Here is a 25,075-nt window from a genome sequence, read left to right on the forward strand (position 1 = left end):
AGGCAATGCTAGAACAGAATCGATTTTTGAAAGCCAGTAGTTGGGTGTTTTCCCTGCTGCTGGTTTTGCCTATTTTGGCAATCTTCTTCACTTCGCTTGGTGAATCCGACGAAGTCTTTGGTCATCTGATGTCGACGGTGATGGGTACTTACACGCTCAATACTGCACTGTTGGTATTGGGAACCGTTTCTCTTTCCCTGTTAATGGGTATTCCCTCTGCTTGGCTGATGGCCAACTATGCCATTCCCGGTGATCGTTGGTTGCAGTGGGCCCTTGTACTTCCCCTTGCGATGCCGGGCTATATCGTCGGTTATATCTATACCGATTGGTTTGATTTTGCTGGTCCTATCCAACTTTTTCTAAGGGATTTGACAGGCTGGACGTCAGCCGCGCAATACTGGTTCCCTGATTTACGCACTTTGCCTGGTGCATGTTTTGTATTGGCGTTAGTGCTGTACCCTTATATCTACCTTCTCGCCCGAGCGGCTTTCATGGAGCAAAGCCTGACGCTGACCCAATCTGCGCGTCTGCTTGGGTGCACACCGACCCAAAGCTTTTTCCGTGTCTCACTGCCGCTTGCCCGTCCTGCTATTGCAGTGGGTGCTTCGCTGGTTGCCATGGAAGCGCTCGGTGACTTTGGTACCGTTTCCTATTTCGCCGTGAGTACGCTGACAACGGCGGTATACGATACCTGGCTGGGTTATTCCAACCTTAATGCCGCGGCGAAAATCTCTGCCATCATGCTGGTGGTGATTTTTGTGCTGATCAGCAGTGAGCGCTATAGCCGCCGCAAGCAAAAGCTTTTCAGTCAGAATGTCACGCCAGACACCATTGCCAAATCACAGCTTCGAGGCAAATACAAAGTGCTGGCGACATTATGGTGCTGGGGGCTTTTCACCATCGCGTTTATCGCGCCACTTGGCCAACTTCTCATTTATACATGGGATTACCATTCCAGCAGTTCTGTGGAAGATTTTGCACAATACAGTGTGAACAGCCTTTATGTGTCGGCAATTGCTGCCGTAGTGGCATTGATTATTGCGCTATTGGTGAATTTCTATAAGCGTCTGTCCGGCCGCGCTGCGAGTAATGTGCCTATTCGTATCGCCTCAATGGGGTATGCGGTACCTGGGACGGTGTTGGCGATTGGTGTGCTGATTTTCCTGACCAGCGCTGACCATATTATCAATGATATTGCTAAAGCCATGGATTGGGGACGTCCGGGACTCCTTTTTTCCGGCACTATGTTCGCCATGTTGACGGCATTTGTGGTACGTTTCAGTGCGGTTGCAATCGGTAGTGTTGAATCGAGTCTAGCAAAGGTTTCACCGTCGCTGGACATGGCTGCGCGCACCATGGGCTGTAATGTACGCAGCATGATTCAGCGCGTGCAATTACCCCTCATTCGCCGTGGCTGTTTGATTGCCATGCTGCTGGTATTTATTGAATCGATGAAAGAACTCAATGCTGCTCTGCTGCTCCGTCCTTTCAATTTCGAAACGCTGGCGACCTATGTATTTAACTATGCGTCTGACGAGCACTTGGAGTATGCCGCATTGCCAGCGGTTTTGCTGGTGCTGGTCGGACTCATCCCTCTGATCATGATTAACCGTTCTTTGGAGCAAAGCCACTCATGAGTTGTGCACTGACTGTAAGCAATCTTATTTGTCGTTATAACGGCCAGGCAGTGCTGAATGATCTCACGTTCCGCGTCGAAAAAGGCGAAATTGTCTGCCTACTCGGAGCAAGCGGCTGCGGGAAAACGACTCTTCTGAAAGCCATCGCTGGCTTGCTGCCTTTAGACAGTGGCGAGATGATGATTAATTGCCGTCAGATTGTAGGTCCTTCGCTGAATGTGCCGCCTGAGCAGCGCAACATAGGCATGATTTTTCAGGACTATGCCCTGTTCCCACACCTAACGGTGGCAGAGAATGTGTCGTTCGGTCTGAAAGGTTGGGACAAATTGGCCACCAATGCACGTGTCCAAGAAATGCTGGCGTTGGTGAAACTGGATGGCTTGGATACGCGCTACCCGCACCAACTCTCTGGAGGGCAGCAGCAGCGTGTAGCGATTGCACGCGCACTGGCTGGCAAGCCGGACCTATTGCTATTGGATGAACCTTTTTCCAACATCGATACCCAAGTACGCCACAGCCTGATCAAAGAAATTCGTAAGATTTTTAAAGAGCAGGGTGTGACGGCCATTTTCGTGACACACAGTCGTGAAGAGGCCTTTGCTTTTGCCGACAAGCTGGCCGTCATGAATAAGGGCGTAATTGAGCAATACGGTGGTGCGACTGACCTTTATTACAGCCCGAGCAGTCGATTTGTTGCAGACTTTCTGGGGCATGGGTCGTATGTGCCAGTTTCTGTGAATGGCGAAAGCAAAATGTATACGCCGTTGGGAGAGTGGCCGGTTGAGCAGGCCGCTAATGGAAGTGATTTGGAATGGCTTATCCGCCCACAAAACCTCTCGATTACCCCTGATGATACAGGTAATGGTGTTGTGAGTGATGTGCAGTTTATGGGGGACAGTTGTCGCTATCTCGTGGATGTGAATGGACAAAGCTTAATGGTTTACTCTAACCAGCTTTTAGATATGGGTGACAAGGTTAGACTCGATATTAGGCCACATCCGCCCGTACTATTTGCAGCCTCTTAGAATCGGCTGAATATCTCGACAGAGCACAAAAAAACCGGCAAATGCCGGTTTTTTATTGGTTGAATGTCTGGGCTTTAATGTCCGCAGAGCATATCAATGTAACCATCAGCCTGACGAATCAAAGCCTCTTTGTCTGGTTGTTGGTTGGATTGAAGGTAAAGAATGTAGCAAACACCGTCGAAGAGTCGCGCCAGTTCGATAGCTGAGCGGCGCTCAGGGATAACTCCTTCTTGAATACCTTGATTGAAAAGGGCGGTATATTGCTCGAGTACCACGTTCTTGCCTTCAACAAAATTAGGCCAGATATCTTCGCGAATGGAAGTGCTCCACTCGTACCAGACCTTGAGCCACTCTTTATCTGCAAGTGCCGCATCGATGACAGCGGAAGTCACAAATGAAAGTGAATTGCGGACCTGGTTTTTGCCCAGGTGTAGGTGACGGTAAATAATCTGTTGAAATTCTTTTTCCGCTTCTTTGAGTACGGCTTCGACGAGGTCTTCTCGTGTAGGGAAATAGTTAAACACTGTCGCTACAGAGACTTGTGCCATATCTGCGATATCAGCATGTCCTGCACGCCCGATGCCACGCTTGGAAAACACTTCCAGCGCATAGCCGAGCAGTTGTTCCTTTCTCTGCTCAGGCGACAAACGGGTCCTTGTACGTCCACTTGATGTAGTCATCCTGTTTCCTGCCAACTTATAACGAGTTTGGTTTGCTTATATCTGGCAAACTTTATATTGATGTAACGCTTTACTTAACAACTGCTTGCGGAGTGTACAACAGCAACAAGTTGCTTAACAGCGGCTTGACACTATTGAGCGTCGAAATTTTGACGTGCATCGAGAGTAGGCTTGAGCTGGCGGCAGTGGTAGAATGACCGACCTCATTTACACAGGTAGTCTGACGGGTAGCCGTCGAGGGTTAGAATGAAACATACCGTAGAAGTGATGATTTCAGAGCAGGAAGTCCAACAGCGTGTGAAAGCGTTGGGAGCTGAAATCACTGAGCACTATAAAGATTCTCAGGACTTGGTCATGGTTGGCCTGTTACGTGGTTCTTTTGTATTCATGGCGGATCTGGCTCGCGCCATTGAGCTGCCTCATTCAGTGGACTTCATGACAGCATCAAGCTACGGCAATGCGATGGAAAGTACCCGTGATGTGCGTATCTTGAAAGATCTGGATGACGACATCAAAGGGAAAGATGTGCTGCTGGTGGAAGATATCATCGACACTGGTAACACCCTGAGCAAAGTATGCGAAATCCTGTCTATTCGTGAGCCTAAGTCTATCCGCATCTGTACGCTGCTCGACAAACCAGAGCGTCGTGAAGTCGATGTACATGTAGATTGGTATGGCTTCAAAATCCCTGACGAATTCGTCGTGGGTGTGGGCATCGACTATGCTCAGAAATATCGCCACCTGCCATATATCGGTAAGGTGGTACCACTGGAAGGTTAATCGCCTGACAGCCATGAAAAAAGCGACCAACTGGTCGCTTTTTTGTGTCTGGGTATTTCAGGAGTTATTCGGGAATGAGCTCTGACATAGCTGACTCATAGCCCGCTTCCAATGTCGCAACGCTATTCGCTGTCATTCCCAAATCCTTCAGTACACCATCACTGATGTCATAGAACCAACCATGAATTTTCACGTCCTGCCCGCGTTCCCAGGCGGCACGCAGTATGGTGGAATTACCAAGGTTGTAGACCTGCTCGGCAACATTGATTTCACAGAGTTTATTACCCTGCTCTTCTAATGTGAGGCCGCTTAGGTAGCGTTTGTGCTTTCGGTAGAGATCGCGGATGTGAAGAAGCCAGTTATTGATAAGGCCGAGTTCAGGGTTTTCAATCGCGGCGTGCACGCCACCACAACGGTAATGTCCACAGATGATGATGTGTTTTACCTGAAGCACGTCAACAGCATACTGAACCACAGAAAGGCAGTTAAGATCAGTATGGACAACTTGATTGGCCACGTTTCGGTGAACGAATAGCTCACCCGAGTCCAAACCTGTCAGACGCTCCGCCGGTACGCGACTGTCAGCACAACCTATCCATAGGTATTCAGGGTGCTGGGATTTTGCTAATTCCGCAAAGTAAGCCGGATTGTCTTCTTTGATGGTTTTGGACCATTTCACATTATTCGAAAGAAGCTGCTTAATTTGAGCCATGGCGCCCCCTAAAAAATTCTGCGAGCAACTATACACCACATAAGATCATATTTAGATACAATTTAACACTTTCTACTCAACATATTAGCTCCTCCTACCAGCATTATGGTTGATATAACAGATCCCTGTTACCGCAATTGATCGGTATAATGGGTCTGTTGATCTTTGCTGGTTATTTTTGCAGCAGTTTGTGGGGGCTTTATCCAAGGCAGAGGATTAGATGTGTAGTTGCTCTACATGATAAGCCGATAACGCAGGAGAAAGGAGCCACAAACGCTGCCCGAAGGGTTCGGCTAAAAGCGTTTTATGCTTTGTTGAGATTGTATTTATTTAGAGTGACTAAACGTCATACATCTCGCCGCGCCTAAAACGCTTTTCGCGCGAACAAAATCTGACCATCAAAGGTCAACAGACCCTTTAGCGCGCTTTATCTCCTACCCGCTAACTATTTGGGAACAAAATGTGTACACCAGCCGCAAAGAATCGCGGATGGTTTGGGAAAAGTTGCGTCTTTGATTTGTTGGAGAGCACGGATAGGAGAGCTGATTACCTACTTGGGTAATTGGGTAGCTTGCCGAAAAAGGAAGTATTAAAAGGGAGCAAGTTGTGAATTTAGACCGATTCAAACACTGGAGCCTTAAAGGCGACATTTTCGGCGGTGTCACTACTGCCATCATTTCTCTTCCCCTTGCGCTTGCATTTGGTGTCGCCTCTGGCGCTGGTGCTGAAGCAGGTCTTTGGGGCGCTATTCTCGTTGGTTTGTTTGCTGCGCTGTTTGGCGGCTCCTCCACACTGATTTCTGAACCGACCGGCCCGATGACGGTCATTATGACCGCTGTCCTCACCTCTATGATGGCTAGGTACCCTGAAACGGGCATGGCTATGGCCTTTACTGTCGTTATGATGGCGGGCGCATTCCAGGTCTTACTGGGCACGCTAAAGCTGGGTAAGTACGTCACCTTAATGCCATATAGCGTGGTATCCGGTTTTATGTCCGGTATTGGTGTAATACTTATACTGTTGCAAATTAGCCCGCTAATGGGGCAGGCAGCGCCTCCAGGCGGCGTGCTGGGAACGATTCAGGCATTGCCTGAAACCGTCTCGAACCTTAGTTTCAAAGAGCTCTTCCTCGGCCTTCTGACACTGGGCATCCTGTTTTACTTTCCGAAAAAATACCGTAAGTACATTCCTGCCCAGCTCGTTGCGCTGGTACTGGTAACCCTGTTATCTGTCATTTTCTTTGATATCGAGAGCATTCGCCGTATCGGTGAAATTCCAACAGGTTTACCGTCGATTGTGTTCCCGACTTTTACCCCAGAGCAGCTCACCACTATGGTGATTGATGCGCTGGTGCTGGGGACCTTGGGTTGTATCGATACGCTGCTGACGGCAGTGATTGCAGACTCATTGACCCGGGAAGAGCACAACTCTGACAAAGAGCTTCGTGGTCAGGGCATTGCGAACATTATCTCGGGTATGTTCGGAGCGCTGCCAGGAGCCGGTGCCACCATGGGTACCGTGGTGAACGTGCAAGTTGGCGCTCGATCTCCATTGGCAGGGATTGTTCGCGCCCTTATTCTCGCGGCAGTGGTATTGGTCGCGGGCTTTCTGACAGAGCCGATTCCAATGGCTGTGCTGGCCGGTATCGCACTCTATGTGGGTATTAACATTCTTGACTGGAGTTTCCTGCAGCGTGCCCACAAAGTGAGTAAGCACCAAACGGCCATTATGTATGGCGTCATGGCGCTGACTGTTTTTGTCGACTTGATTGTTGCCGTCGGCTTGGGTGTTTTCATTTCCAATGTGATCGTGATTGAAAGGCTCAGCCGAGAGCAGGCGAAGCAGGTGAAAGCCATCAGTGATGCGGATGAGGATGATGTTCCTCTAACAGACGAAGAGCGAGATTTATTAGATAATTCTGATGGAAAGGTGTTGTTTTTCTATCTCTCCGGCCCAATGATCTTCAGCGTGTCCAAAGCCATCTCCCGACAACACACCAGCATCGGCGATTATCGCGTCATGATTCTGGATTTGAGTGATGTGCCTCTGATTGACATGACAGTGGGTCTCGCGCTGGAAAACGCCATTGCCGATGCCCGCGAAGCGAATTGCACTGTGTTCTTGCTCAGTCCTCATGAGCAGACCACAGAACAGCTAAAACGCCTTCATGTTGGCGACTGGGTCGCTGACACGCACATGTTCGACTCCCGTTACGACGCGCTCAATGCTGCCAAGCGGCTAACGGAAGTCATGCCATAAAAGAATAAATAACACTTATGAAAGCAATTGAAATCGACAATCTGGTCAAGGTATATGGCACGGATGTCAAAGCGCTTAAAGGGGTGTCTTTATCGGTTGAGGAGGGCGATTTTTACGCCCTGCTTGGTCCTAACGGTGCCGGAAAATCCACGACGATTGGGATCGTCAGCTCACTGGTTAACAAGACTTCCGGCAAGGTGAAGATTTTCGGTTACGACATCGACACCCAACTGGTCGAAGCAAAAAAACAAATTGGACTGGTGCCTCAGGAGTTTAACTTCAATCAGTTCGAGAAAGTGGAACAAATCGTTGTTAATCAGGCTGGGTACTACGGCGTAGAGCGTGAAGAAGCCAAGCGCCGCGCTAAAAAATACCTCACCCAGCTCGACCTTTGGGAGAAGCGCAACGAATCAGCCCGTAATCTTTCTGGTGGTATGAAGCGCCGGCTGATGATTGCGCGCGCCCTGATGCACGAGCCAAAACTACTTATTCTTGATGAGCCTACAGCGGGTGTAGATATTGAACTGCGCCGCTCGATGTGGACTTTCCTGCAGGAAATCAACAAGCAGGGCATCACTATCATCCTGACCACCCACTATCTCGAAGAAGCGGAAATGCTATGTCGCAATATCGGCATCATCAACCGTGGTGAGCTGATTGAAGACACCTCGATGAAAGCGCTTTTGAAGAAACTGGACGTTGAAACCTTTGTTCTTGATTTGGCGCCGGACAGCTCAGTAAAAAGCTTGGAAGGCGTTCAGTGGGTGCAAGTCGATGACCACACACTGGAAGTTGATGTGCATAAGCACACTGGCCTGAACACTGTCTTTGAACAGTTGACCGCGCAAGGTATCCAGGTGCTTTCGATGAGAAATAAAGCTAACCGATTGGAAGAGTTGTTCGTGACGCTGGTGCGCGAAAATGCGGAGGCCAAAGCATGAATAAACTTTACTGGGTGGCTTTTAAAAGCCTCATCATCAAGGAAGTGACCCGCTTTACCCGTATCTGGGTACAAACGCTGGTGCCGCCTGCCATTACCATGACCTTGTATTTCATCATCTTCGGTAATCTGATTGGCAGCCGGATTGGTGAAATGGGCGGTTTCAGTTACATGGCTTACATCGTACCGGGTCTTATCATGATGTCGGTGATCACCAACTCATACTCTAACGTGGCTTCTTCCTTTTTCAGTGCCAAAATGCACCGGAACATTGAAGAGCTTATGGTTGCGCCTGTACCGAACTACATCATGATCGCCGGTTATGTCGGCGGCGGTGTGGCAAGAGGCTTGGCGGTTGGGGTGATGGTCTCCATGGTGTCGCTGTTTTTTGTCGACCTTAAAATTGCCCATCTCGGCGTGATTGTGGCCACGGTGTTCCTGACATCGGTGGTCTTTTCTCTGGGTGGATTGATCAATGCAGTATTTGCAAAAAGCTTTGATGACATCAGTATCATCCCTACCTTTGTACTGACACCGCTGACGTATCTGGGTGGGGTGTTTTATTCGCTCTCCCTGCTTTCTGAATTCTGGCAGGGCGTGTCGAAGCTGAACCCTATCGTCTACATGGTGAATGCTTTCCGTTACGGCTTTCTTGGTGTGTCTGATGTGAATATCGTGACGTCATTTGCGGTACTAAGTTTGTTTGTCGTCGGACTTTACACGTTAGCGTGGTATCTCATTAGTCGTGGTATCGGCCTTCGAAGCTAAGTGTTATACGATACCAATCGTAGTAAATATCTGCTCATCCTAGCTTGTTAAAATGCTCGATAACTGCGTTGAAAAGTTTGATTGTAGAGTTGCTACTTATCGAAACTTTTCGCCTTGCTCTTGAGCATTTTTCCTACGCTATTTCTGAGCACCTACCTACTGTGATTGGTATGAGTATAAAAAAACCGCCTTCCGGCGGTTTTTTACTATCTGAATGCGAACGTATTATTCTTCGCTGTCGTCAGCGACCTGTGGGGTCAAATCAACAGTAAGGTTGTCGATAAGTCGCACCTGGCTCAGGAAAGCAGCTGCCAGAATTACGGCTTTAGAAGTATGCTCGCTGATAGGTTGCAAGGTGTTGGCATCACGGATGAAAATCTCATCTGGCTCCAGACCCGCTGCGCGCAGTTGGTCGTTACCGTCCAGCACCAGTTCGCTGTAGTCGTTACGGCCACCACGCATTTGGCTACTGATCCAACGCAGGGTTTTTGCCAGCACGGGCGCACGTTGGCGCTCATCGACGGTCAAACGGGTATTACGGCTGCTCATGGCAAGTCCATCCATTTCACGCACTGTGGCAACAGGAATGATTTCGATAGGCAGGCAAAGATCGTCCACCATCTTTTTAATCACTGCCAGTTGCTGGAAGTCTTTCTCACCAAAGCAAGCAACATCCGGCTGAACCATATTGAACAGCTTGGAAACCACGGTTGCTACGCCTTTAAAGTGGCCTGGACGGGATGCGCCTTCAAGCACACCAGAAAGGCCCGGAACATCGACAAATGCGTGATTGTCCATGCCATTGGGGTACATGATGTCGGCGGTCGGGGTGAATACCACCTCAACCCCTTCCGTGTTCAGTTTGGCAATGTCTTCATCGAGCGTGCGAGGATACGCCGCCAAATCATCTGCTTTATCAAACTGCATTGGGTTAACGAAGATGCTAACAACCACTACATCGGCATTCTCACGGGCTCTGCGAACCAGAGTGAGGTGACCGTCGTGCAGGTGACCCATGGTAGGGACAAACGCAATGCGCAGGCCTTCACGGCGCCATTGCTGAACCTGTTCACGGAGTGGGGCAATCTCAGCGATTACTTGCATTTATCGGCATTCCTCAGTTAAACGTCTGCTCTGGGCCAGGGAACTCGCCGCTTGCCACTTCTTCAATGTAACGGGATACAGCCAGACGCATGTCGCCCGTTTCTTTCAGGTAGTTTTTGGAAAAACGTGGGATGTAGTTAGCAGAGATGCCGAACATGTCGTGCATCACCAGAATCTGGCCATCCGTCGCATTACCTGCACCGATGCCGATCACGGGTACACGGACAGCGTCAGTGATGCGTGCAGCCAGCGCTTTTGGCACACATTCCAGCAAAATGACCTGAGCACCGGCTTTTTCGAGTGCCAGTGCGTCTTGAACCATTTGCTCTGCTTTTTCTTCTTCGCGGCCCTGAATTTTAAAGCCACCGAAGATATTAATAGATTGAGGAGTCAGGCCAAGGTGCGCACAAACAGGCACAGCGCGTTGGGTCAGCATGGTGATGGTATCAGCCAGCCAAGCGCCGCCTTCCACTTTCACCATGTTGGCACCTGCCTGCATCAGAACCGCTGCGTTCTTGCAGGCTTCTTCTGGCGTGGCAAATGACATAAATGGCATGTCGGCCATCAGAAGGCTATTTGGGCTCCCTGCGCGCACGCTGCGCGTGTGATAAGCGATTTCGTCAATCGTGACTGAAAGGGTGTCACTCTTTCCTTGCAAAACCATGCCCAGTGAGTCGCCAACCAGCAACACAGGCATTTCTTGCTCTTCAAATAATTGGGCAAAACTGGCGTCATAAGCAGTTGCCGAAGCAAATTTACGTCCTTCCTGCTTCCATGCCATTAAGGTACTAATCGTAATTTTTTTCATCTTGTCTCCCAAACCCTGCTTGTTTTGTTTCGGTGCCTAGGCGGGTGTGCTTACGCGAGGGCAGTCAGGCCGTTTTTATCCGTGACGGCGACCAGCTCTGCGACAGCACTGCCATCAGGCAGCTGCAAGTCAGGGGCTATTTCGGCGAGAGGGTAAAGCACGAATTCACGCACTTTCATCCCGTAGTGTGGAACGGTTAACCGTTCACTTTCCAGCTGGAGATCCCCATAGAGCAGGATATCCAAGTCCAGAGTTCGTGGTCCCCAGCGTTCTTCTTTACGCTCGCGGCCAAACTCCAGCTCAATGCGCTGTGTATGATCAAGAAGATCTAACGGTTGAAGCTCGGTGTCAATGGCTGCAACCGCATTCACATAATCGGGCTGGTCGGCGGGACCCATCGGCTTACTGCTATAGAGCGAAGATGTACAGACAAAGCGGGTACCCGGCAGATGTTTCAGTGCCTCAATCGCATGTTGGGCTTTCTCTACCGGATGACCTAAGTTACTGCCTATAGCAATGTAAGCGCGGATCATGATTCTGTATTCGACTTCGGTTTAGGCTTACGGCTGCGAGGCTTGGTTTTGCGGCGACGTCGGGTCTTTTTCGCTGCACTGGCCTTGTTCAGCACCTGTACCATGTCATGGCGATCGTCACGGTTCGCTCGTTGGAAGTCATCCCACCAAGTGGCGAGCTCTTCCAGTTGTCCACCTTCAATCTTGCCGCGCATTTCAAGGAAATCGAACGCAGCGCGGAACTTGTTTTGTTCCAGCAGTTTGTAAGCGCGGTTGCCTGAGCGACGACTCAAGCGAAGCTGTAATTGCCAGATATCGCGGATCATCGCAGTGAAACGGCGTGGGATCGCGATGCTTTTCACCTGCTCATCCAGGATGTCATTAGCCGCGACCATAAAGGCGTCGTAGTAGCTAAGGCCACTTTCGAAGGCGATTTCTTCTGCGCGGGTCTCCAGCGGGTACCACAGCATAGCGGCATACATAAAGGCTGGATTGATGCGCTGGTCATTGGCGACGCGATCGTCGGTAGATTTCAGTACCAGCTCTAACATCTTCTCGCATTTACTGCTGCGATCTTCGGTGAAATGCTCGTCCAAAATCGGGAACAGTGGCGAAAAGAGGTTGTAGTCGCGCAGCAGGCGATAGGTATCCAAACCGTTGCCGGATTGCAAAAGCTTGAGACTTTCTTCAAACAGACGGGCGGCAGGAATATCACGAAGCAAATGAGCCAGCGCAGGAATTGGCGCCGCCGTTGCTTCGTTGATTTGCATGTCGAGCTTCGCGGCAAAGCGCACCGCACGCAGCATACGAACCGGGTCTTCACGGTAACGGGTTTCCGGATCGCCAATCAGGCGGATCACGCGGTTTTTCAGGTCTTCAACACCGCCTGCATAATCGCGTACCGAGAAGTCATCAATGTTGTAGTAAAGGGCATTGACGGTGAAGTCACGGCGCTCTGCATCTTCATCGATGGTGCCGTAAACGTTGTCACGCAGCAGCATGCCGTCATTCGACTGGCTGGCGGACTTATCGCCTTTATCAGCGCCATGGTGACCACGGAAGGTCGCCACTTCAATCACGTCACGACCAAAGAGAATGTGTGCCAGACGGAAACGGCGGCCAACCAGGCGGCAGTTTCTGAACAGCTTGCGCACTTCTTCCGGCGTCGCGTTGGTCGCGATATCGAAATCTTTCGGCTGTTTATTCAGCAGCAAATCACGCACACCACCACCAACGAGGTATGCTTCAAAGCCTGCTTTATTCAGGCGATAGAGCACCTTCAGCGCATTTTCGCTGATATCTTTTCTTGATATACCGTGCTCTTGGCGTGGAATAACTTCTAGCTTCAGGTCATCGATCGCGCGTGTTTTATTATCGCGATTCAATACCTTACGGCAAAAGCTGGTAACTCGATTAAAGATAACTCACCTCGTATCTGACAGGTCGGGCCATAAAAACGACGGCATATGATATATCACCGCTCCGTATTTTAGAAAGCTGTAATCACTTCCGTCTCATTTGGCAGCTTGTTTATCTGCCAGTTTTTCTCGCCCCAAAGGAGCTGTTCTTCCACCGGAGCCCCCTGTAATTCAGCAGGAACAGGGTGCCCTAAAAATGCCAATGCAGCTTCAAGGGCGGGGCCAGGGTGGGTGTTGTCGATGGCCGGTGCATGGTTTTGCTTAGAAAGCTTATTACCGTCGGCGTTGAGTGCAAGTGGCAAGTGTAAATAACTCACCTGAGGTGCGCCCAGTTTTTGATAAAGAGAAACCTGTCTTCCCGTCGGCTCAATAAGATCCGCGCCACGAACGACCTCGGTGACACCTTGATGAATATCGTCCATCACCACCGCCAGATTGTAGGCATAAAGCCCGTCACGGCGCTTAATAATGAAGTCTTCCGCTGCCATCGTAGGGTCGAGTGGCATCACGCCATGTTTGATATCGAAAAATTCTGTCACCGGGCTATCAATGTAGACACGAACAGCAGAGCCGTCAGCGTCCAGCATGCGGTGTCGGCAGGTGCCTGGGTAAATGCCACCGGCGTCTTTTATCTGGCGTCGGGTGCATTGACAGAAGTAGGCTTCACCGTTTCTTAGCCAGTGCTCGATCTGCGCTTGATACGCATCGTAGCGGTCATGCTGGTAAAGAATGCCGTCATCCCAATGAAGGCCGTAGGCGTCCAGTGTTTTAAGAATGGCATCAGCCGCCCCGGCGACTTCCCGCGGCGGATCGATATCTTCGATACGAACCAACCATTTACCTTGATGGGCTTTGGCCTGAAGGTAGCTTCCCAGCGCTGCCACCAAGGACCCAAAATGCAGAGGGCCTGATGGCGAAGGGGCGAATCGCCCGACGTATTGCATTTTCTGTTTCTCTGAAAAAGGAAAAAGGGAGCCTTAGCTCCCTTTTTGCCATGAATCTCGGTAAAGCGGTAGGCTTAGCCTGCCATTTGCTTTTCTTTGATTTCTGCAAGGGTTTTGCAGTCAATGCATAGATCCGCAGTAGGACGGGCTTCAAGGCGACGTACACCGATTTCAACACCACAAGAATCACAGAAACCGAAATCATCGTCTTCCAGACGCTGAAGGGTTTTGTCGATCTTCTTGATCAGCTTGCGTTCGCGGTCGCGGTTACGCAATTCCAGGCTGAATTCTTCTTCCTGTGCCGCACGGTCAACAGGATCTGGGAAATTAGCCGCTTCGTCTTGCATGTGATGTACAGTACGGTCAACTTCTTCCCTGAGTTGATTACGCCACGCTTGGAGGATTTTACGGAAATGATCAACTTGTTGATCATTCATGTACTCCTCGCCAGCCTTCTCTTGGTAAGGTTCTAACCCGGCCGTAGCCAGGATGCCCAGCGATTTCTTTACTTTGCTCTCTGGCATTAAGCGTTCTCCTAAATACACCCTGACCTGCTCGGTCAAAAGAGGGCGGTATCTATATCAGAAACCCTATAACGAGGCAATCTTTGTTTTTGCCTGTTGTCATCCCAGTGTGAAGATGCCTACATTTTTTCTCAATTCTGGGAGAACGGGACCCGTTTATTTATGCTCATATGGACTGATGAAAGTGTCGTTTGGTAACACAGAATTTCCACACCAAGTGCTTGAGCGTCTATAAGTAGCTGATTATAGACCGTATCTATGTGTTTTGCCGCTGACACCTTCTCAATTCCAGAATGAAGCACGGCAAAAAACAGCACCGCGCGTTTTCCTTGTTGGGCGAGCACGCCCAATTCCCGTAAGTGTTTCTGACCCCGAGTGGTGACAGTATCCGGGAAGAAGCCTTGTCCATCTCCTTCCAGTAACGTGACACTTTTCACCTCTATATAGCAGTCTTGTTTGTCCGGTGATTGAAGCAGGATGTCGATGCGGCTCTTTTCTTCACCATACGGCACTTCGCTACGAAGGGTTTCATAACCCTGTAATTCCGCCACCATATCTTCTTTGATCGCTTCCACTACCAGACGATTAGCCTGTGAGGTATTAACGCAAATAAGGTGCCCGTGTTGGGTTTCTGTCAGCTCCCAGCTGTTGGCATATTTGCGCTTGGGGTTGTCAGAAGTGGAATACCACACGGTATCACCCGGTGTGGCGCAGCCAGTCATGGCACCTGTGTTCGCACAATGCATGGTGACTTCAGAACCATTCGCCAATGTCACATCGGCAAGAAAACGTTTATAGCGACGGATTAAGGTGGCCTGTTGTAATGGAGGGTCAAATTTCATGGTTGTCCTTGATGAATATACCGACGAATATCAATGGGTTAATGTCCAGCGATTCAGGCATTGATAATGTACGCCGTGCCCATTTTCAGCCGGTACTGATGCATAAATGCCGAAGTGATAAAAAGTGAGCGGCGTTCGAAGCGAACGTTGGTTTTCTGTCGGTCTGGCTCGGCGCGCTAAGGTGATGTGCGGCACGAAATTATGTTCTGCAGAGCGACCTAAGATTTTTGCGGCAGCCTCATGCATCTGGCAGGCCACTGCTCTCAACGTGGCATTCTCCTCAATCCCAAGCCAGAGGATGCCCTGTTTGGGGAATTCGCCGGTTTCTGTGGTTTGGGTGGAGATAGCTGGAAGTGATATTTTATCTGCAGCCTCACACAGCGAGCGATAGGCTTGACTGTCGACTTCGCCGAGAAACGCCAGGGTAATATGAAGGTTATGATCGGGAACGGGCCGACCGTGCTCGGCAAGCGTTTGCTTGAGCGCAACAATGGCGCTGCGGCTTTTGGCGTTGTGCGTGTCGCTGAAATCCAAAGCGAAGAAGAGTCTGCGCGTTTCCTTGCTCAACGTCCTGCATCCTTGCGTGATTTGGGTATACTGTTCGCGTAATTCTGACATAAAGGCCTTTCCATTGTCACAGCTCCCTATCGACAGCGTCTTAGATGACGTGATCTCAGCACTGACCCAATCTTCGCAAGTGATTCTTAAAGCGCCACCGGGAGCCGGTAAATCGACAAGATTGCCGCAGGTGCTGCTGGAGCAAAATGTCTTCGAAGGAAAGATCATCCTGCTGGAACCCCGTCGCCTGGCGGCAAGAAACATTGCCCGCTTTCTGGCTTCCCTGCGCGATGAGAAAGTGGGTGAGACGATTGGTTTACGTGTGCGTGGAGAGACCAGTGTCAGTGACAAAACCCGCCTTGAGATCGTCACTGAAGGCGTACTGACAAGAATGATCCAATCTGACCCGGAACTCGACGGTGTCAGTTTGGTGATCTTCGATGAATTCCATGAGCGCAACCTTCATGCGGATCTTGCGCTGGCGCTCTCTTTGGATGTGCAGGGCGCGCTTCGTGATGATTTAACCTTGCTAGTGATGTCTGCGACACTGGATGATGCGGCGCTAACGAACCTGCTGCCTGAAGCGAGGGTACTGACGTCCGAAGGGAGAAGCTTTCCGGTAGAAGTGCGTTATCAGCCGATTGCGAAACAATACGGCTATGAGGGTTTAGTGGCGTCTGCCGTTGCGAAATTGATGCAAGAGGAAGAGGGTTCAGCGCTGGTGTTCTTGCCAGGCGCAGGAGAAATTACCCGCGTCGCTGAAGCATTGGAAATGAAAGTACCGGATGATGTGATGGTTTGTCCGCTGTTTGGTCAGATGAATGCCAAAGAACAACAAGCGGCGATCGCACCGGCACCGAAAGGCCAGCGTAAGGTGGTACTTGCAACCAACATTGCAGAAACCAGTTTGACGATTGAAGGCATTCGTTTGGTGGTGGATTCAGGGCTTGAACGCGTGGCGCGCTTTAACCGCAAAACGGGCATCACCAAACTCGAAACGGTGCAGATTGCACGCTCATCTGCGATTCAGCGGATGGGGCGGGCAGGTCGCTTATCAGCAGGCCTTTGTCTTCGTCTTTACAGCGAAGACGTGTTCCAGCGGATGCGGGCTGTGCCAGACCCAGAAATCGTTACCAGTGACTTGATGCAATTGGTGCTGGAAATCGTGCAGTGGGGCTGTGCGCCGGAAGATTTGCAATGGCTTGACCTTCCGCCGACGCAACATTGGCAGCAAGCCGTTACCCTATTGCGACAGCTGGATATGCTCGATGAGCACAATGCGCTGACGCACAAAGGCAAGCAGGTGACTGAGCTGGGAACAGATGCCCGTCTCGGTGCAATGCTTATAGCGGCAAAGGCGTTTGGTGAGGAAGCCACTTCCACAGCCTGCTGGTTGGCAGCATGGGCAGAAGAACCACCGCGGGGCAAAGCCGACCCTGATTTGCGCCTTCAATTGATGATGGCAATGAAAAAGTCGACCAGCCGCCAGCGTGCCGCGCAATTGGCTGCGAGAATGAAGTGCACACTGTCGGAGGATTTATCCAGTGACTGGCTGCCCATCCTCGCTGCCGCAGCATGGCCGGATCGGATTGCTAAATCCCGCGGCAACAATGGTCGATTCTTATTGAGCAATGGCCATGGGGCGCAAATCGATGCCGATCATCCACTCTCAGGGGAAGAAGCGTTAATCGCGGTGGACTTAATGAGTGTTTCGCAAGGCGATAGTCGTGTTTTTACCGCCGTGCGTACGGATTTTTCAACGTTGCAAACCCGTCTGTCTTCACTGTTTTCTGAACGCGAATGGGTAGACTGGGACGAAAAGAAAGGCGCGTTGGTCGCTGAGGAACACCTTTGTTGCGGTGACATCGTTGTCGCTAAAAAAGCGATAGCACGATTAAGTGATGACATGCTTACCCGTGCGCTGATTCAGGCGATTAAGCGAAAAGGCGAAACATCATTACCGATGTCAGACAAAGCGGTAAGCCTTTTGAACCGGGCGCGATGTGCGCAAAGCTGGGAATTAGCCATTTCGCTGCCTCCGCTTGATGAATCTGCGCTGTTGGGATCGCTCGACGATTGGCTGGCACCGTTTATGAACGGGGTTCGTAGCTTGAAGGATTTGAAGAAAATCGACTTCTTCAGTGCACTGGAAGCCTGGTTTGGCTGGGACATCACCAAACAGCTTAACCAATTGCTGCCGGAGACTTACGAAGTACCAACAGGCTCACGCTATGCCATTCGCTATCAACTGGGACAAAAACCGGTCTTGGCGGTCAGAATGCAAGAGATGTATGGTCAGGCGACATCACCGACTATCGCCGATGGCAAAGTGACTTTGGTGGTTGAGCTATTGAGTCCGGCACAAAGACCGCTGCAAATTACGCAAGACTTGGCAGGGTTCTGGCAAGGCGCTTACCGCGAAGTGCAGAAAGAAATGAAAGGGCGCTACCCGAAACATGTGTGGCCGGATGACCCTGCAAATCACCAGCCGACGCGATTAACTAAAAAACACTTTAAACCGGAAGCCTGAACCAGACTTCATGACAAAAGAAACTAAGAACACCAAACCCCGCACGCGACGCAAAACAGCGAGTCCGCGTGGTGGCAAGAAGAAAACGGCTTCAGCGAAAAAAGGCTGGGGTAAAAAACTGCTCTCCTTTGGCTTTAAATGCACGCTGGTTTTTGTGGCAGTCATGGCGATTTGGGGTATTTATCTGGATAGCAAAATCCAGGAGCGCTTTGACGGGCAAATCTGGCAACTGCCTGCCGTGGTATATGGCCGCATCCTGCATCTTGCATCTGGAGAAGCCGTCACCATTGATACCCTGAAGCGTGAGCTCGATATCCTCAACTACAAGCGTGTGCGTAATCCAAGTCGCCCAGGTGAGTATTCCGCGTCGAAAACCCGCGTCGAGATTATCCGTCGTCCTTTTGAGTTTGAAGACGGGCCGGAGCAGGCGCAACACGTGATGATCTCCTTTTCTGGGGAAGGCGTGCAAAGCCTGAAGCAGCTCGACAGTGGTAAGCAACTGGGTTATCTAAGAATCGAACCCAAGCTGTTGGGCACCATGGAGTCGAACACGGATGAGCAGCGTATTTTCCTGCCTCGTGAACGATTTCCTGAGTTTCTGGTTGATGCGCTACTGACCACGGAAGACAGAAACTTCTATCACCATGATGGCGTATCTCCCCTTGCGATTGTCCGTGCGTTGGTGGTTAACCTCAAAGCAGGTCGAACGGTGCAGGGCGGTTCAACTCTCACCCAACAGTTGGCGAAAAACCTGTTTCTCACACGCGACCGAACCTTGTGGCGTAAAGCGCAGGAAGCTTATATCGCCGTGCTGCTGGACTATCGCTACAGCAAAGACCGACTTCTCGAAGCGTACCTGAACGAAGTGTATCTGGGTCAAGCGCGTGGTAAGGGCGTTCATGGTTTCCCTTTGGGAGCACGGCTTTACTTCGGTCGTCCAATTGAAGAGCTCAGCATTGACCAGCTGGCGTTGCTGGTGGGTATCGTTAAAGGTCCTTCTTACTACAACCCTTGGCGCTATCCAGAGCGTGTGCAGGAAAGGCGTGACCTTATCCTTCGTATGATGATGGAAAATGGCGTTATCTCTTCCGGCCAATATGCAGAGGCGGCGGCAAGCAAGCTTGGCATTCAGAAATCACCAAGTATTAACAGCCGGCAGCCTGCTTACTTTGAACAACTGACCCGTGAAATTCGCGAGCGCGTTGGTAGCCAATTCAATCCAGAGAGTGGTCTTCGCGTGTTCAGTACATTGGATCCTTTGTCTCAGTCGATTATCGATAAAACTGTGGTTAAGAAGGTTGATCAACTAAAGAAAGTTGCCGGAAAAGATCTGGAAGCGGCAGTGGTGATTGCAGACCGCCAAAGTGGGGAGATTCGCGCCATGGTTGGTGGCAGCCGTCCTGGTTATGCAGGTTTCAACCGGGCGCTTAATGGCAGCCGACAGATCGGCTCGCTTTCCAAACCGGCTGTGTATCTGGCGGCATTGTCTGATCCTGACAAATACAATCTGGCGTCACCATTGGATGATAAACCCATTGTGTTGAAAGGCGATCAGGGCAGTGAGTGGAAGCCGCGCAACTATGACCGAAAATTCCGTGGGCAGGTGCCTTTGCTAAAAGCGCTGGCGCATTCCTACAACATTCCGACGGTTAACCTCGGTCTTGCAGTGGGCTTGGGAAGGGTCATTGATACCTATGAAGAACTGGGTGTTGAACCCGACCAAATCACCCGAGTGCCATCGCTGCTGTTGGGGGCGTTCACCCTCACGCCGATGGAAGTGACGCAAATGTTCCAGACCATTGGCAGTGGTGGACGTAAAGCGGATTTAACAGCATTGCGTGCAGTAGTCACGCGAGATGGGCAGGTACTTTACCGAAATTGGCCGAAGTCGAGCCAGACAGTTTCTGAGCAGGCAAGCTGGCTGACCATGTACGCGATGAAAGAAGTAGTAAGAACCGGCACAGGCCGTTATCTCAACCCTTCTTTCGGTTGGGCAGGTCTTGCGGGAAAAACCGGTACTACAGACAACAACCGTGACAGCTGGTATGTCGGCATTGATGGTCGTGAAGTGGTGACGGTCTGGCTAGGCCGCGACGATAACAAGTCGACCAAACTGACTGGCTCATCCGGTGCTTTGCGTTTGTACGCGGATTACATCAAAGCAAGGCAACCTGAGCCCCTGACGCTGAACTGGCCTTCTGAACTTGCCAGTGTGCCTTATCAGGTAAGGGAAGGGCAGTTTGTGACTGATTGCTTCAGCGAGAGCAAATTGCCAATGTGGGATCCGAAAGCCCATTGGCGTAAACGGTGTGACAAGCCCGCCCCGGTAAGCTGGCTGCAATCGATATTTAATTAATACCAATCGTAGTAAATGTCTGCTCATCTTAGCTTGTTAAAATGCTCGATAACTGCATTGGAAAATTTGATTGTAGAATAACTGCTTATCGAAATTTTCCGCCTTGTTCTCGAGCATTTTTCCTGCGCTATTTCTGACTACCTACCTACTGTGATTAGTATAATTCCTGAAGGGGTTGGGCGAGTGCACAGCCCTTCCTCTTTTGGCTGATGATAAATTGCAGATACAAAAAAGCCTCGTCAATGACGAGGCTTTTTTGTTTTAGATGGTGCCGGCTACCGGAGTTGAACTGGTGACCTACTGATTACAAGTCAGTTGCTCTACCAACTGAGCTAAGCCGGCACACAAACCGTGGAAACGTTGCTGTTGTATCTGCACCATTTCACTAAACGCGTTGCCTGGAGGCGGTATTGACCGCGCCCGGCTAGGGACCGACACATTTCTGCGAAGCAGAAACATAATCCATCGCCTATTTAAAAATGGTGCCTCGAGGCGGAATCGAACCACCGACACGGGGATTTTCAATCCCCTGCTCTACCAACTGAGCTATCGAGGCAATGGGCGCCATTAAATAGCAGAGCTGGGTTCTTGTCAAAATAATTTCTCACCCAAATTGTTCGATTGCTGTTTTTTTACCTTATTCGATGCGATTTAAATCAGGCTGATTCAGATTTAACCAGTTTTCACGTTGTTGTGATGAGATTATCAATAATATCCAGTAAGTCTGTATGGACTTAAGTGAGGGTTTCGATTTCGAAAATGACAGGACTTCTGGTCAAAATTGTCTGATTTCTTACCGAATGTCGCACTATAAATCCAATTACTTAAAAAACTTTCATTTTTCCTATTATTGCTACACTTAGTGGTACATAAAGCTTTAAGACGTAAGTCAATAGTTATGGGAGGGAATTCTGCGATGGGATTCTCATTGGGGGAACAACTAGACATTACACAGGTGATGGACCTAAAAGATCGCCTGCAAGCCGAAATAGAGCAGTCCGACAGCTTGCTGATCGATGGTAGCGAAGTATCACGTGTTGATGCGCCAGGATTACAACTTCTACTCACCGCCAGAAACCTCTGTAACAACCAATCTATCGGTTGGAAGTGGCAAGGCGCGTCCGGTGAACTGGTAGGGGCAGCAAAGACATTAGGATTGATTGAGCCGTTGGGTTTAGTTGACTTTGCTGAGTAAGTTTTTCAGGTAGTTCAATCAGGGTGACAGTATGCGAAAAATTCTAGCTGCGGACGATTCTGTATCAATTCGTCAAATGGTAAGCCATACGCTCAAAGAAGCGGGCTATCAGGTAGAGACAGCCAACGATGGTGCTGAAGCACTGCAAAAAGCCAAGTCAGGTCAATACGATGTTATTATTTCTGACGTCAACATGCCGAACATGGATGGACTGGAATTTGTTCGACAGGTTCGTGCTGTACCGCAATACAAATTCACCCCGATTCTGATGCTGACCACTGAGACGTCGGCAGAGAAAAAGAGCATGGGTAAATCAGCCGGCGCTACTGGCTGGATCGTTAAGCCGTTTAATCCCGACACTCTGTTGAAGACCCTGCAACGCGTTATTTAAGTGTTCAACCGAGGAGACCGCTATGGCTTTGGACATGGATCAACTTCGCCGGATTTTTTATGAGGAGTGTCGTGAGAACCTTGAAGTCCTTGAGCGTGAGCTGCTTGCCCTTGACCCGGATTCTGATGTTGATCTTGACATTATCAATACAATTTTCCGGGCTGCTCACTCGATAAAAGGCGGCGGTGCGACCTTTAACCTCAATGAAATCAGCCAGTTTACTCATGTCATGGAGACACTGCTCGACGAAGCCAGGGAAGGGAAACGTCGTCTCGATGCGGCCACCATTGATTTGCTCCTCAAAGGGGGCGATTGCATCAACAGCATGTTGGTAGCTTATGAGACCGATTCAGACTTCGATCATGCGCTTCGAGATGCACTGACAGATCAGCTTAATGAGCTTCTCAATGGTGGCTCGGGTTCCGATAGTGCAGCGCCAGCAGCTCAATCCGAGGAAGCTCTGCCTGAACAAAGCGGCGTCGCGAGAGATTGGATCGTTCTCTTCAAGCCCCATAAAGATATGTTTTTTTCTGGCAACGATCCCGTGCGAATCCTCAGAGAAATGTTCGATCTTGGTGCTGAATGCATCATTGAATGTGTGCAGGATGCCTTGCCGACGCTTGGTGAGATCGAGCCTGAGATGTGTTATCTCAGTTGGAAGATCACGGTAGACAGTGTCATCACTCGAGATCAGATTGAGGAGATTTTTGAATGGGTGGAAGACGAGTGTGATCTTGAAATCACTCAAGCGGTAGGTGAGCAGATCGAAGAATCTGCGCCAGATAGTGCACCAGTTGAAGCTGCTTCCGCTGCAACAAGCAGTGCGCCGGTACCTGCTGCAGCCAAACCCAAAGCGCCAGCTAAGGCGCCTGCATCCAAAGCTGATGCGGTATCGTCAATCCGTGTGGAAATCGACAAGGTTGATAACCTTATCAACCTTGTTGGTGAGCTGGTTATTACACAGTCCATGCTCACTGAACTCAGCCAGAATTTTTCTGAAAGTAAGCTAGAACGCTTGCAAGCTGGGCTTGACCAACTGCTACAGAATACCAAAGAGCTGCAAGAGAGTGTGCTGAATATCCGCATGCTGCCAATCAGCTTTGCGTTCAACCGCTTCCCACGACTTATCCGTGATTTGTCCTCCCAATTGGGTAAGAACGTTGAATTAATCATTGAAGGTGAGCAGACAGAGCTTGATAAAACCGTGCTGGAACGTATTACCGACCCATTGGTTCACTTGGTGCGCAATGCAGTTGACCATGGCTTAGAATCGCCGGAGGTTCGTGCGGAGAAGGGCAAGTCAGAAACCGGACGTGTCAACCTGTACGCCTATCACCAAGGCGGCTCTATTGTAATTGAAGTGCGTGATGACGGTGCTGGCCTGAACAAAGAGCGGGTCTGGAAGAAAGCCATCGAGAAAGGTCTGCTTCACGCAGAAACCGCGATTGATGATCTTTCCGATCATCAAGTCTACAACCTGATCTTCGCACCGGGCTTCTCGACAGCAGAAGTCGTCTCGGATGTATCCGGCCGCGGTGTGGGTATGGATGTGGTGAAGCGGAACATTGAAGATCTCGGCGGCCATATCGAAGTGGACTCTAAGCCTGATGAAGGCAGTGTGTTCCGAATCAGCTTACCTCTGACGCTCGCCATCCTCGATGGGCAATTGGTGAAACTCGCTGATCAAGTCTTTGTCGTCCCACTCATTTCGATTATCGAATCCATTCAAATCGAATCTGATCGCGTGAAAGTGGCGACGGGTGGTGTAGAGCTTTACCGACTGCGTGATGAAAACATTCCAATCCTCCGCTTGAAAGAAGAGTTTTGCCTCGGTGAATCCGGTGCACTCGATAAGCAGCTGTTGTGTCTAGTGGAAGCTGGTGGCAACCGAATTGGTCTGCTACTCGACGAAATGCTGGGGCAGCAGCAGGTGGTGATTAAGAGTCTGGAATCTAACTACACTCGCGTGAATGGCATCTCGGGGGCGACGATTCTTGGTGACGGCTCGGTATCGCTGATCTTGGATGTGCAGGGGTTGATGACTGGATTCCTGAGTCGCGTCGGCGATGCCAACAATCATATTGCGGCATAGGAGGAGCAAATGAGTGAGCAAGCCCTGGCTGTAGCAGAAAACAAAGATGAAATGGTCAACGGTGAAGACCGACTCAAGGGATCGGATTTCCTGAGCTTCGATCTGGCGCATGAGCTGTACGGTGTCGATATTCAAACCGTTGAGGAAATCCGTGTTTGGGAGTCACCCACACTGATTCCAAGGGCACCTGAATTCATTCTTGGAGTGATTAACCTTCGAGGGATGATTGTACCTATCATGGATCTTCGTGTCCGATTTGATATCGGAAAAGTGGAATACCTTCCCACGACGGTGGTGCTTATCCTCAAAGCGGGTGAAAACGCAGGGAATCGTATGATGGGGATTGTCGTAGATGCGGTGTCAGACGTGATCGACATGGGAGACAACAGCTTGATCCCACCGATTGGTGATTCGGTCGTCATGCCGTTTGTCAGTGGACTGTTGAATGTAGATGCCCAGGTAATGAGCCTGTTGGATGTGGATGCGTTGCTCGACATCGACAACCTGGTGCATTGAGGAGTAAGAGATGTCTGAAGAAGTCATGGAATACCTCAGCTTCCTTATCGACGAGGAAGAGTACGGACTGAACATTCTAGACGTGAAGGAAGTACGTGGTTGGTCGGAAGTGCGCAAACTGCCAAATAGCGAAAGCTATCTGCTGGGTGTTTTGGAGCTTCGTGGTGAATACATTCCTATTGTGGATCTTAGGCAGCGTTTCAGCATGGATCCGTCGGTGTTGAGCAAAACCACAGTGGTGGTCATTGTGCGCAATGCCAAAGGTCAATCGCTAGGCGTTATCGTGGATGCAGTAGCCGAAGTCTATCAGCTATCCGAAAGCCAAATAAAATCGGCACCCGGTTTTGTGAAAATTGATGAGCGGTACATTGAGGGTATCGCCTCAGTTGATGGTAAGCATGTGGTGTTGATTCGTTTAGAAAAACTTTTCGATTTTGACGAGTTGCATGAAGTAACGCAGCCAGATCTGGTTAGCGAGGAATAA

The 25,075-nt window shown here is 50.1% G+C and carries 23 protein-coding genes and 2 tRNA genes; 13 read left to right on the plus strand and 12 right to left on the minus strand.

Annotation, left to right across the window (positions count from 1 at the left end; genetic code table 11):
• Positions 1 to 5 precede the first annotated feature (5 nt).
• Both K6Q96_RS02100 and K6Q96_RS02105 read left to right on the plus strand, forming a co-directional pair.
• A complete protein-coding gene (locus tag K6Q96_RS02100; RefSeq protein WP_251877434.1) occupies positions 6 to 1,637 on the plus strand; it encodes an ABC transporter permease in 1,632 nt (543 codons plus the stop codon).
• Positions 1,634 to 2,662, plus strand: a complete 1,029-nt coding sequence (locus K6Q96_RS02105) for an ABC transporter ATP-binding protein (protein WP_251877436.1) — start codon at positions 1,634 to 1,636, stop codon at positions 2,660 to 2,662. Before K6Q96_RS02100 ends, K6Q96_RS02105 begins: the two co-directional genes overlap by 4 nt.
• Positions 2,663 to 2,736: 74 nt before the next feature.
• Here K6Q96_RS02105 and K6Q96_RS02110 read toward each other — a convergent pair whose 3' ends face one another.
• The gene (locus tag K6Q96_RS02110; RefSeq protein WP_251877438.1) at positions 2,737 to 3,342 is read right to left on the minus strand and encodes a TetR/AcrR family transcriptional regulator; all 606 of its coding nucleotides are present in this window, start codon (positions 3,340 to 3,342) and stop codon (positions 2,737 to 2,739) included.
• Between the two features lie 246 nt (positions 3,343 to 3,588).
• Here K6Q96_RS02110 and hpt point away from each other — a divergent pair, with 246 nt between their 5' ends.
• Positions 3,589 to 4,122 (plus strand): hypoxanthine phosphoribosyltransferase, encoded by a 534-nt coding sequence (gene hpt / locus K6Q96_RS02115; protein ID WP_002537431.1) that lies wholly within the window; start codon positions 3,589 to 3,591, stop codon positions 4,120 to 4,122.
• Positions 4,123 to 4,186: 64 nt separating this feature from the next.
• Here the strand turns inward: hpt and can are convergent, their stop codons facing one another.
• On the minus strand, positions 4,187 to 4,834 hold the full coding sequence (can, locus tag K6Q96_RS02120; RefSeq protein ID WP_002537433.1) for a carbonate dehydratase: 648 nt from the start codon (positions 4,832 to 4,834) through the stop codon (positions 4,187 to 4,189).
• A gap of 606 nt (positions 4,835 to 5,440) precedes the next feature.
• Here can and K6Q96_RS02125 point away from each other — a divergent pair.
• Genes K6Q96_RS02125 through K6Q96_RS02135 form a run of 3 tightly spaced genes read left to right on the plus strand, consistent with a single transcriptional unit; the run spans position 5,441 to position 8,801 of the window.
• Positions 5,441 to 7,093 carry a SulP family inorganic anion transporter gene (locus K6Q96_RS02125; protein WP_062666070.1) on the plus strand — a complete coding sequence of 551 codons (1,653 nt, stop codon included), beginning with the start codon at positions 5,441 to 5,443 and terminating at the stop codon, positions 7,091 to 7,093.
• 17 nt (positions 7,094 to 7,110) lie between these two features.
• The gene (locus K6Q96_RS02130) at positions 7,111 to 8,034 is read left to right on the plus strand and encodes an ABC transporter ATP-binding protein (protein WP_002537436.1); all 924 of its coding nucleotides are present in this window, start codon (positions 7,111 to 7,113) and stop codon (positions 8,032 to 8,034) included.
• Positions 8,031 to 8,801, plus strand: coding sequence for an ABC transporter permease (locus tag K6Q96_RS02135; protein WP_251877440.1), 771 nt, complete (start codon positions 8,031 to 8,033; stop codon positions 8,799 to 8,801). Before K6Q96_RS02130 ends, K6Q96_RS02135 begins: the two co-directional genes overlap by 4 nt.
• 225 nt (positions 8,802 to 9,026) lie before the next feature.
• On the opposite strand, the gene panC is transcribed toward K6Q96_RS02135, so the two are convergent.
• From panC to thpR, 8 genes are all read right to left on the minus strand, one after another.
• Entirely contained in the window at positions 9,027 to 9,905 is an 879-nt protein-coding gene (gene panC, locus K6Q96_RS02140; protein WP_251877442.1) for a pantoate--beta-alanine ligase, read from the minus strand.
• Positions 9,906 to 9,918: 13 nt separating this feature from the next.
• Positions 9,919 to 10,713 (minus strand): 3-methyl-2-oxobutanoate hydroxymethyltransferase, encoded by a 795-nt coding sequence (panB, locus tag K6Q96_RS02145; protein WP_002537440.1) that lies wholly within the window; start codon positions 10,711 to 10,713, stop codon positions 9,919 to 9,921.
• A 50-nt stretch (positions 10,714 to 10,763) separates the two neighbouring features.
• Positions 10,764 to 11,246 (minus strand): 2-amino-4-hydroxy-6-hydroxymethyldihydropteridine diphosphokinase, encoded by a 483-nt coding sequence (gene folK, locus K6Q96_RS02150; RefSeq protein ID WP_251877444.1) that lies wholly within the window; start codon positions 11,244 to 11,246, stop codon positions 10,764 to 10,766.
• Positions 11,243 to 12,646 carry a polynucleotide adenylyltransferase PcnB gene (gene pcnB / locus K6Q96_RS02155; protein WP_083939849.1) on the minus strand — a complete coding sequence of 468 codons (1,404 nt, stop codon included), beginning with the start codon at positions 12,644 to 12,646 and terminating at the stop codon, positions 11,243 to 11,245. Before pcnB ends, folK begins: the two co-directional genes overlap by 4 nt.
• Before the next feature lie 68 nt (positions 12,647 to 12,714).
• Complete coding sequence (gene gluQRS, locus K6Q96_RS02160; RefSeq protein WP_251877446.1) at positions 12,715 to 13,587, minus strand: tRNA glutamyl-Q(34) synthetase GluQRS; 873 nt, start codon at positions 13,585 to 13,587, stop codon at positions 12,715 to 12,717.
• Between the two features lie 74 nt (positions 13,588 to 13,661).
• Positions 13,662 to 14,111, minus strand: coding sequence for an RNA polymerase-binding protein DksA (dksA, locus tag K6Q96_RS02165; protein WP_002537446.1), 450 nt, complete (start codon positions 14,109 to 14,111; stop codon positions 13,662 to 13,664).
• Positions 14,112 to 14,242: 131 nt separating this feature from the next.
• Positions 14,243 to 14,953 carry a DNA/RNA nuclease SfsA gene (sfsA, locus tag K6Q96_RS02170; RefSeq protein ID WP_251877448.1) on the minus strand — a complete coding sequence of 237 codons (711 nt, stop codon included), beginning with the start codon at positions 14,951 to 14,953 and terminating at the stop codon, positions 14,243 to 14,245.
• A gap of 30 nt (positions 14,954 to 14,983) precedes the next feature.
• On the minus strand, positions 14,984 to 15,571 hold the full coding sequence (gene thpR, locus K6Q96_RS02175; protein ID WP_251877450.1) for an RNA 2',3'-cyclic phosphodiesterase: 588 nt from the start codon (positions 15,569 to 15,571) through the stop codon (positions 14,984 to 14,986).
• Between the two features lie 13 nt (positions 15,572 to 15,584).
• On the opposite strand from thpR, the gene hrpB reads away from it, so the two are divergent.
• Complete coding sequence (hrpB, locus tag K6Q96_RS02180) at positions 15,585 to 18,041, plus strand: ATP-dependent helicase HrpB (RefSeq protein WP_251877452.1); 2,457 nt, start codon at positions 15,585 to 15,587, stop codon at positions 18,039 to 18,041.
• A gap of 10 nt (positions 18,042 to 18,051) precedes the next feature.
• Positions 18,052 to 20,397, plus strand: coding sequence for a penicillin-binding protein 1B (mrcB, locus tag K6Q96_RS02185; protein WP_251877454.1), 2,346 nt, complete (start codon positions 18,052 to 18,054; stop codon positions 20,395 to 20,397).
• A 266-nt stretch (positions 20,398 to 20,663) separates the two neighbouring features.
• Here the strand turns inward: mrcB and K6Q96_RS02190 are convergent.
• A tRNA-Thr gene (locus K6Q96_RS02190) sits at positions 20,664 to 20,739 on the minus strand.
• A 138-nt stretch (positions 20,740 to 20,877) separates the two neighbouring features.
• Positions 20,878 to 20,953: transfer RNA gene (locus tag K6Q96_RS02195), tRNA-Phe, on the minus strand.
• 360 nt (positions 20,954 to 21,313) lie between these two features.
• Here K6Q96_RS02195 and K6Q96_RS02200 point away from each other — a divergent pair.
• Genes K6Q96_RS02200 through K6Q96_RS02220 form a run of 5 tightly spaced genes read left to right on the plus strand, consistent with a single transcriptional unit; the run spans position 21,314 to position 25,075 of the window.
• Positions 21,314 to 21,592 (plus strand): STAS domain-containing protein, encoded by a 279-nt coding sequence (locus K6Q96_RS02200; protein WP_251877456.1) that lies wholly within the window; start codon positions 21,314 to 21,316, stop codon positions 21,590 to 21,592.
• A 31-nt stretch (positions 21,593 to 21,623) separates the two neighbouring features.
• On the plus strand, positions 21,624 to 21,983 hold the full coding sequence (locus K6Q96_RS02205; protein WP_002537454.1) for a response regulator: 360 nt from the start codon (positions 21,624 to 21,626) through the stop codon (positions 21,981 to 21,983).
• Positions 21,984 to 22,005: 22 nt separating this feature from the next.
• Positions 22,006 to 24,075, plus strand: a complete 2,070-nt coding sequence (locus tag K6Q96_RS02210) for a chemotaxis protein CheA (RefSeq protein WP_251877458.1) — start codon at positions 22,006 to 22,008, stop codon at positions 24,073 to 24,075.
• A gap of 9 nt (positions 24,076 to 24,084) precedes the next feature.
• The gene (locus K6Q96_RS02215; RefSeq protein ID WP_062666094.1) at positions 24,085 to 24,591 is read left to right on the plus strand and encodes a chemotaxis protein CheW; all 507 of its coding nucleotides are present in this window, start codon (positions 24,085 to 24,087) and stop codon (positions 24,589 to 24,591) included.
• A gap of 10 nt (positions 24,592 to 24,601) precedes the next feature.
• A complete protein-coding gene (locus tag K6Q96_RS02220; RefSeq protein WP_062666096.1) occupies positions 24,602 to 25,075 on the plus strand; it encodes a chemotaxis protein CheW in 474 nt (157 codons plus the stop codon).

Source organism: Grimontia kaedaensis, from assembly GCF_023746615.1.
GTDB classification, from domain to species: domain Bacteria; phylum Pseudomonadota; class Gammaproteobacteria; order Enterobacterales; family Vibrionaceae; genus Enterovibrio; species Enterovibrio kaedaensis.

Bases quoted from the DNA above. Each gene is read 5' to 3' on its own strand.
- K6Q96_RS02100 (WP_251877434.1), top strand. From the start codon at position 6: ATGCTAGAACAGAATCGATTTTTGAAAGCCAGTAGTTGGGTGTTTTCC.
- K6Q96_RS02105 (WP_251877436.1), top strand. From the start codon at position 1,634: ATGAGTTGTGCACTGACTGTAAGCAATCTTATTTGTCGTTATAACGGC.
- K6Q96_RS02110 (WP_251877438.1), bottom strand. From the start codon at position 3,342: ATGACTACATCAAGTGGACGTACAAGGACCCGTTTGTCGCCTGAGCAG.
- hpt (WP_002537431.1), top strand. From the start codon at position 3,589: ATGAAACATACCGTAGAAGTGATGATTTCAGAGCAGGAAGTCCAACAG.
- can (WP_002537433.1), bottom strand. From the start codon at position 4,834: ATGGCTCAAATTAAGCAGCTTCTTTCGAATAATGTGAAATGGTCCAAA.
- K6Q96_RS02130 (WP_002537436.1), top strand. From the start codon at position 7,111: ATGAAAGCAATTGAAATCGACAATCTGGTCAAGGTATATGGCACGGAT.
- K6Q96_RS02135 (WP_251877440.1), top strand. From the start codon at position 8,031: ATGAATAAACTTTACTGGGTGGCTTTTAAAAGCCTCATCATCAAGGAA.
- panC (WP_251877442.1), bottom strand. From the start codon at position 9,905: ATGCAAGTAATCGCTGAGATTGCCCCACTCCGTGAACAGGTTCAGCAA.
- panB (WP_002537440.1), bottom strand. From the start codon at position 10,713: ATGAAAAAAATTACGATTAGTACCTTAATGGCATGGAAGCAGGAAGGA.
- folK (WP_251877444.1), bottom strand. From the start codon at position 11,246: ATGATCCGCGCTTACATTGCTATAGGCAGTAACTTAGGTCATCCGGTA.
- gluQRS (WP_251877446.1), bottom strand. From the start codon at position 13,587: ATGCAATACGTCGGGCGATTCGCCCCTTCGCCATCAGGCCCTCTGCAT.
- dksA (WP_002537446.1), bottom strand. From the start codon at position 14,111: ATGCCAGAGAGCAAAGTAAAGAAATCGCTGGGCATCCTGGCTACGGCC.
- sfsA (WP_251877448.1), bottom strand. From the start codon at position 14,953: ATGAAATTTGACCCTCCATTACAACAGGCCACCTTAATCCGTCGCTAT.
- thpR (WP_251877450.1), bottom strand. From the start codon at position 15,571: ATGTCAGAATTACGCGAACAGTATACCCAAATCACGCAAGGATGCAGG.
- mrcB (WP_251877454.1), top strand. From the start codon at position 18,052: ATGACAAAAGAAACTAAGAACACCAAACCCCGCACGCGACGCAAAACA.
- K6Q96_RS02200 (WP_251877456.1), top strand. From the start codon at position 21,314: ATGGGATTCTCATTGGGGGAACAACTAGACATTACACAGGTGATGGAC.
- K6Q96_RS02205 (WP_002537454.1), top strand. From the start codon at position 21,624: ATGCGAAAAATTCTAGCTGCGGACGATTCTGTATCAATTCGTCAAATG.
- K6Q96_RS02210 (WP_251877458.1), top strand. From the start codon at position 22,006: ATGGCTTTGGACATGGATCAACTTCGCCGGATTTTTTATGAGGAGTGT.
- K6Q96_RS02215 (WP_062666094.1), top strand. From the start codon at position 24,085: ATGAGTGAGCAAGCCCTGGCTGTAGCAGAAAACAAAGATGAAATGGTC.
- K6Q96_RS02220 (WP_062666096.1), top strand. From the start codon at position 24,602: ATGTCTGAAGAAGTCATGGAATACCTCAGCTTCCTTATCGACGAGGAA.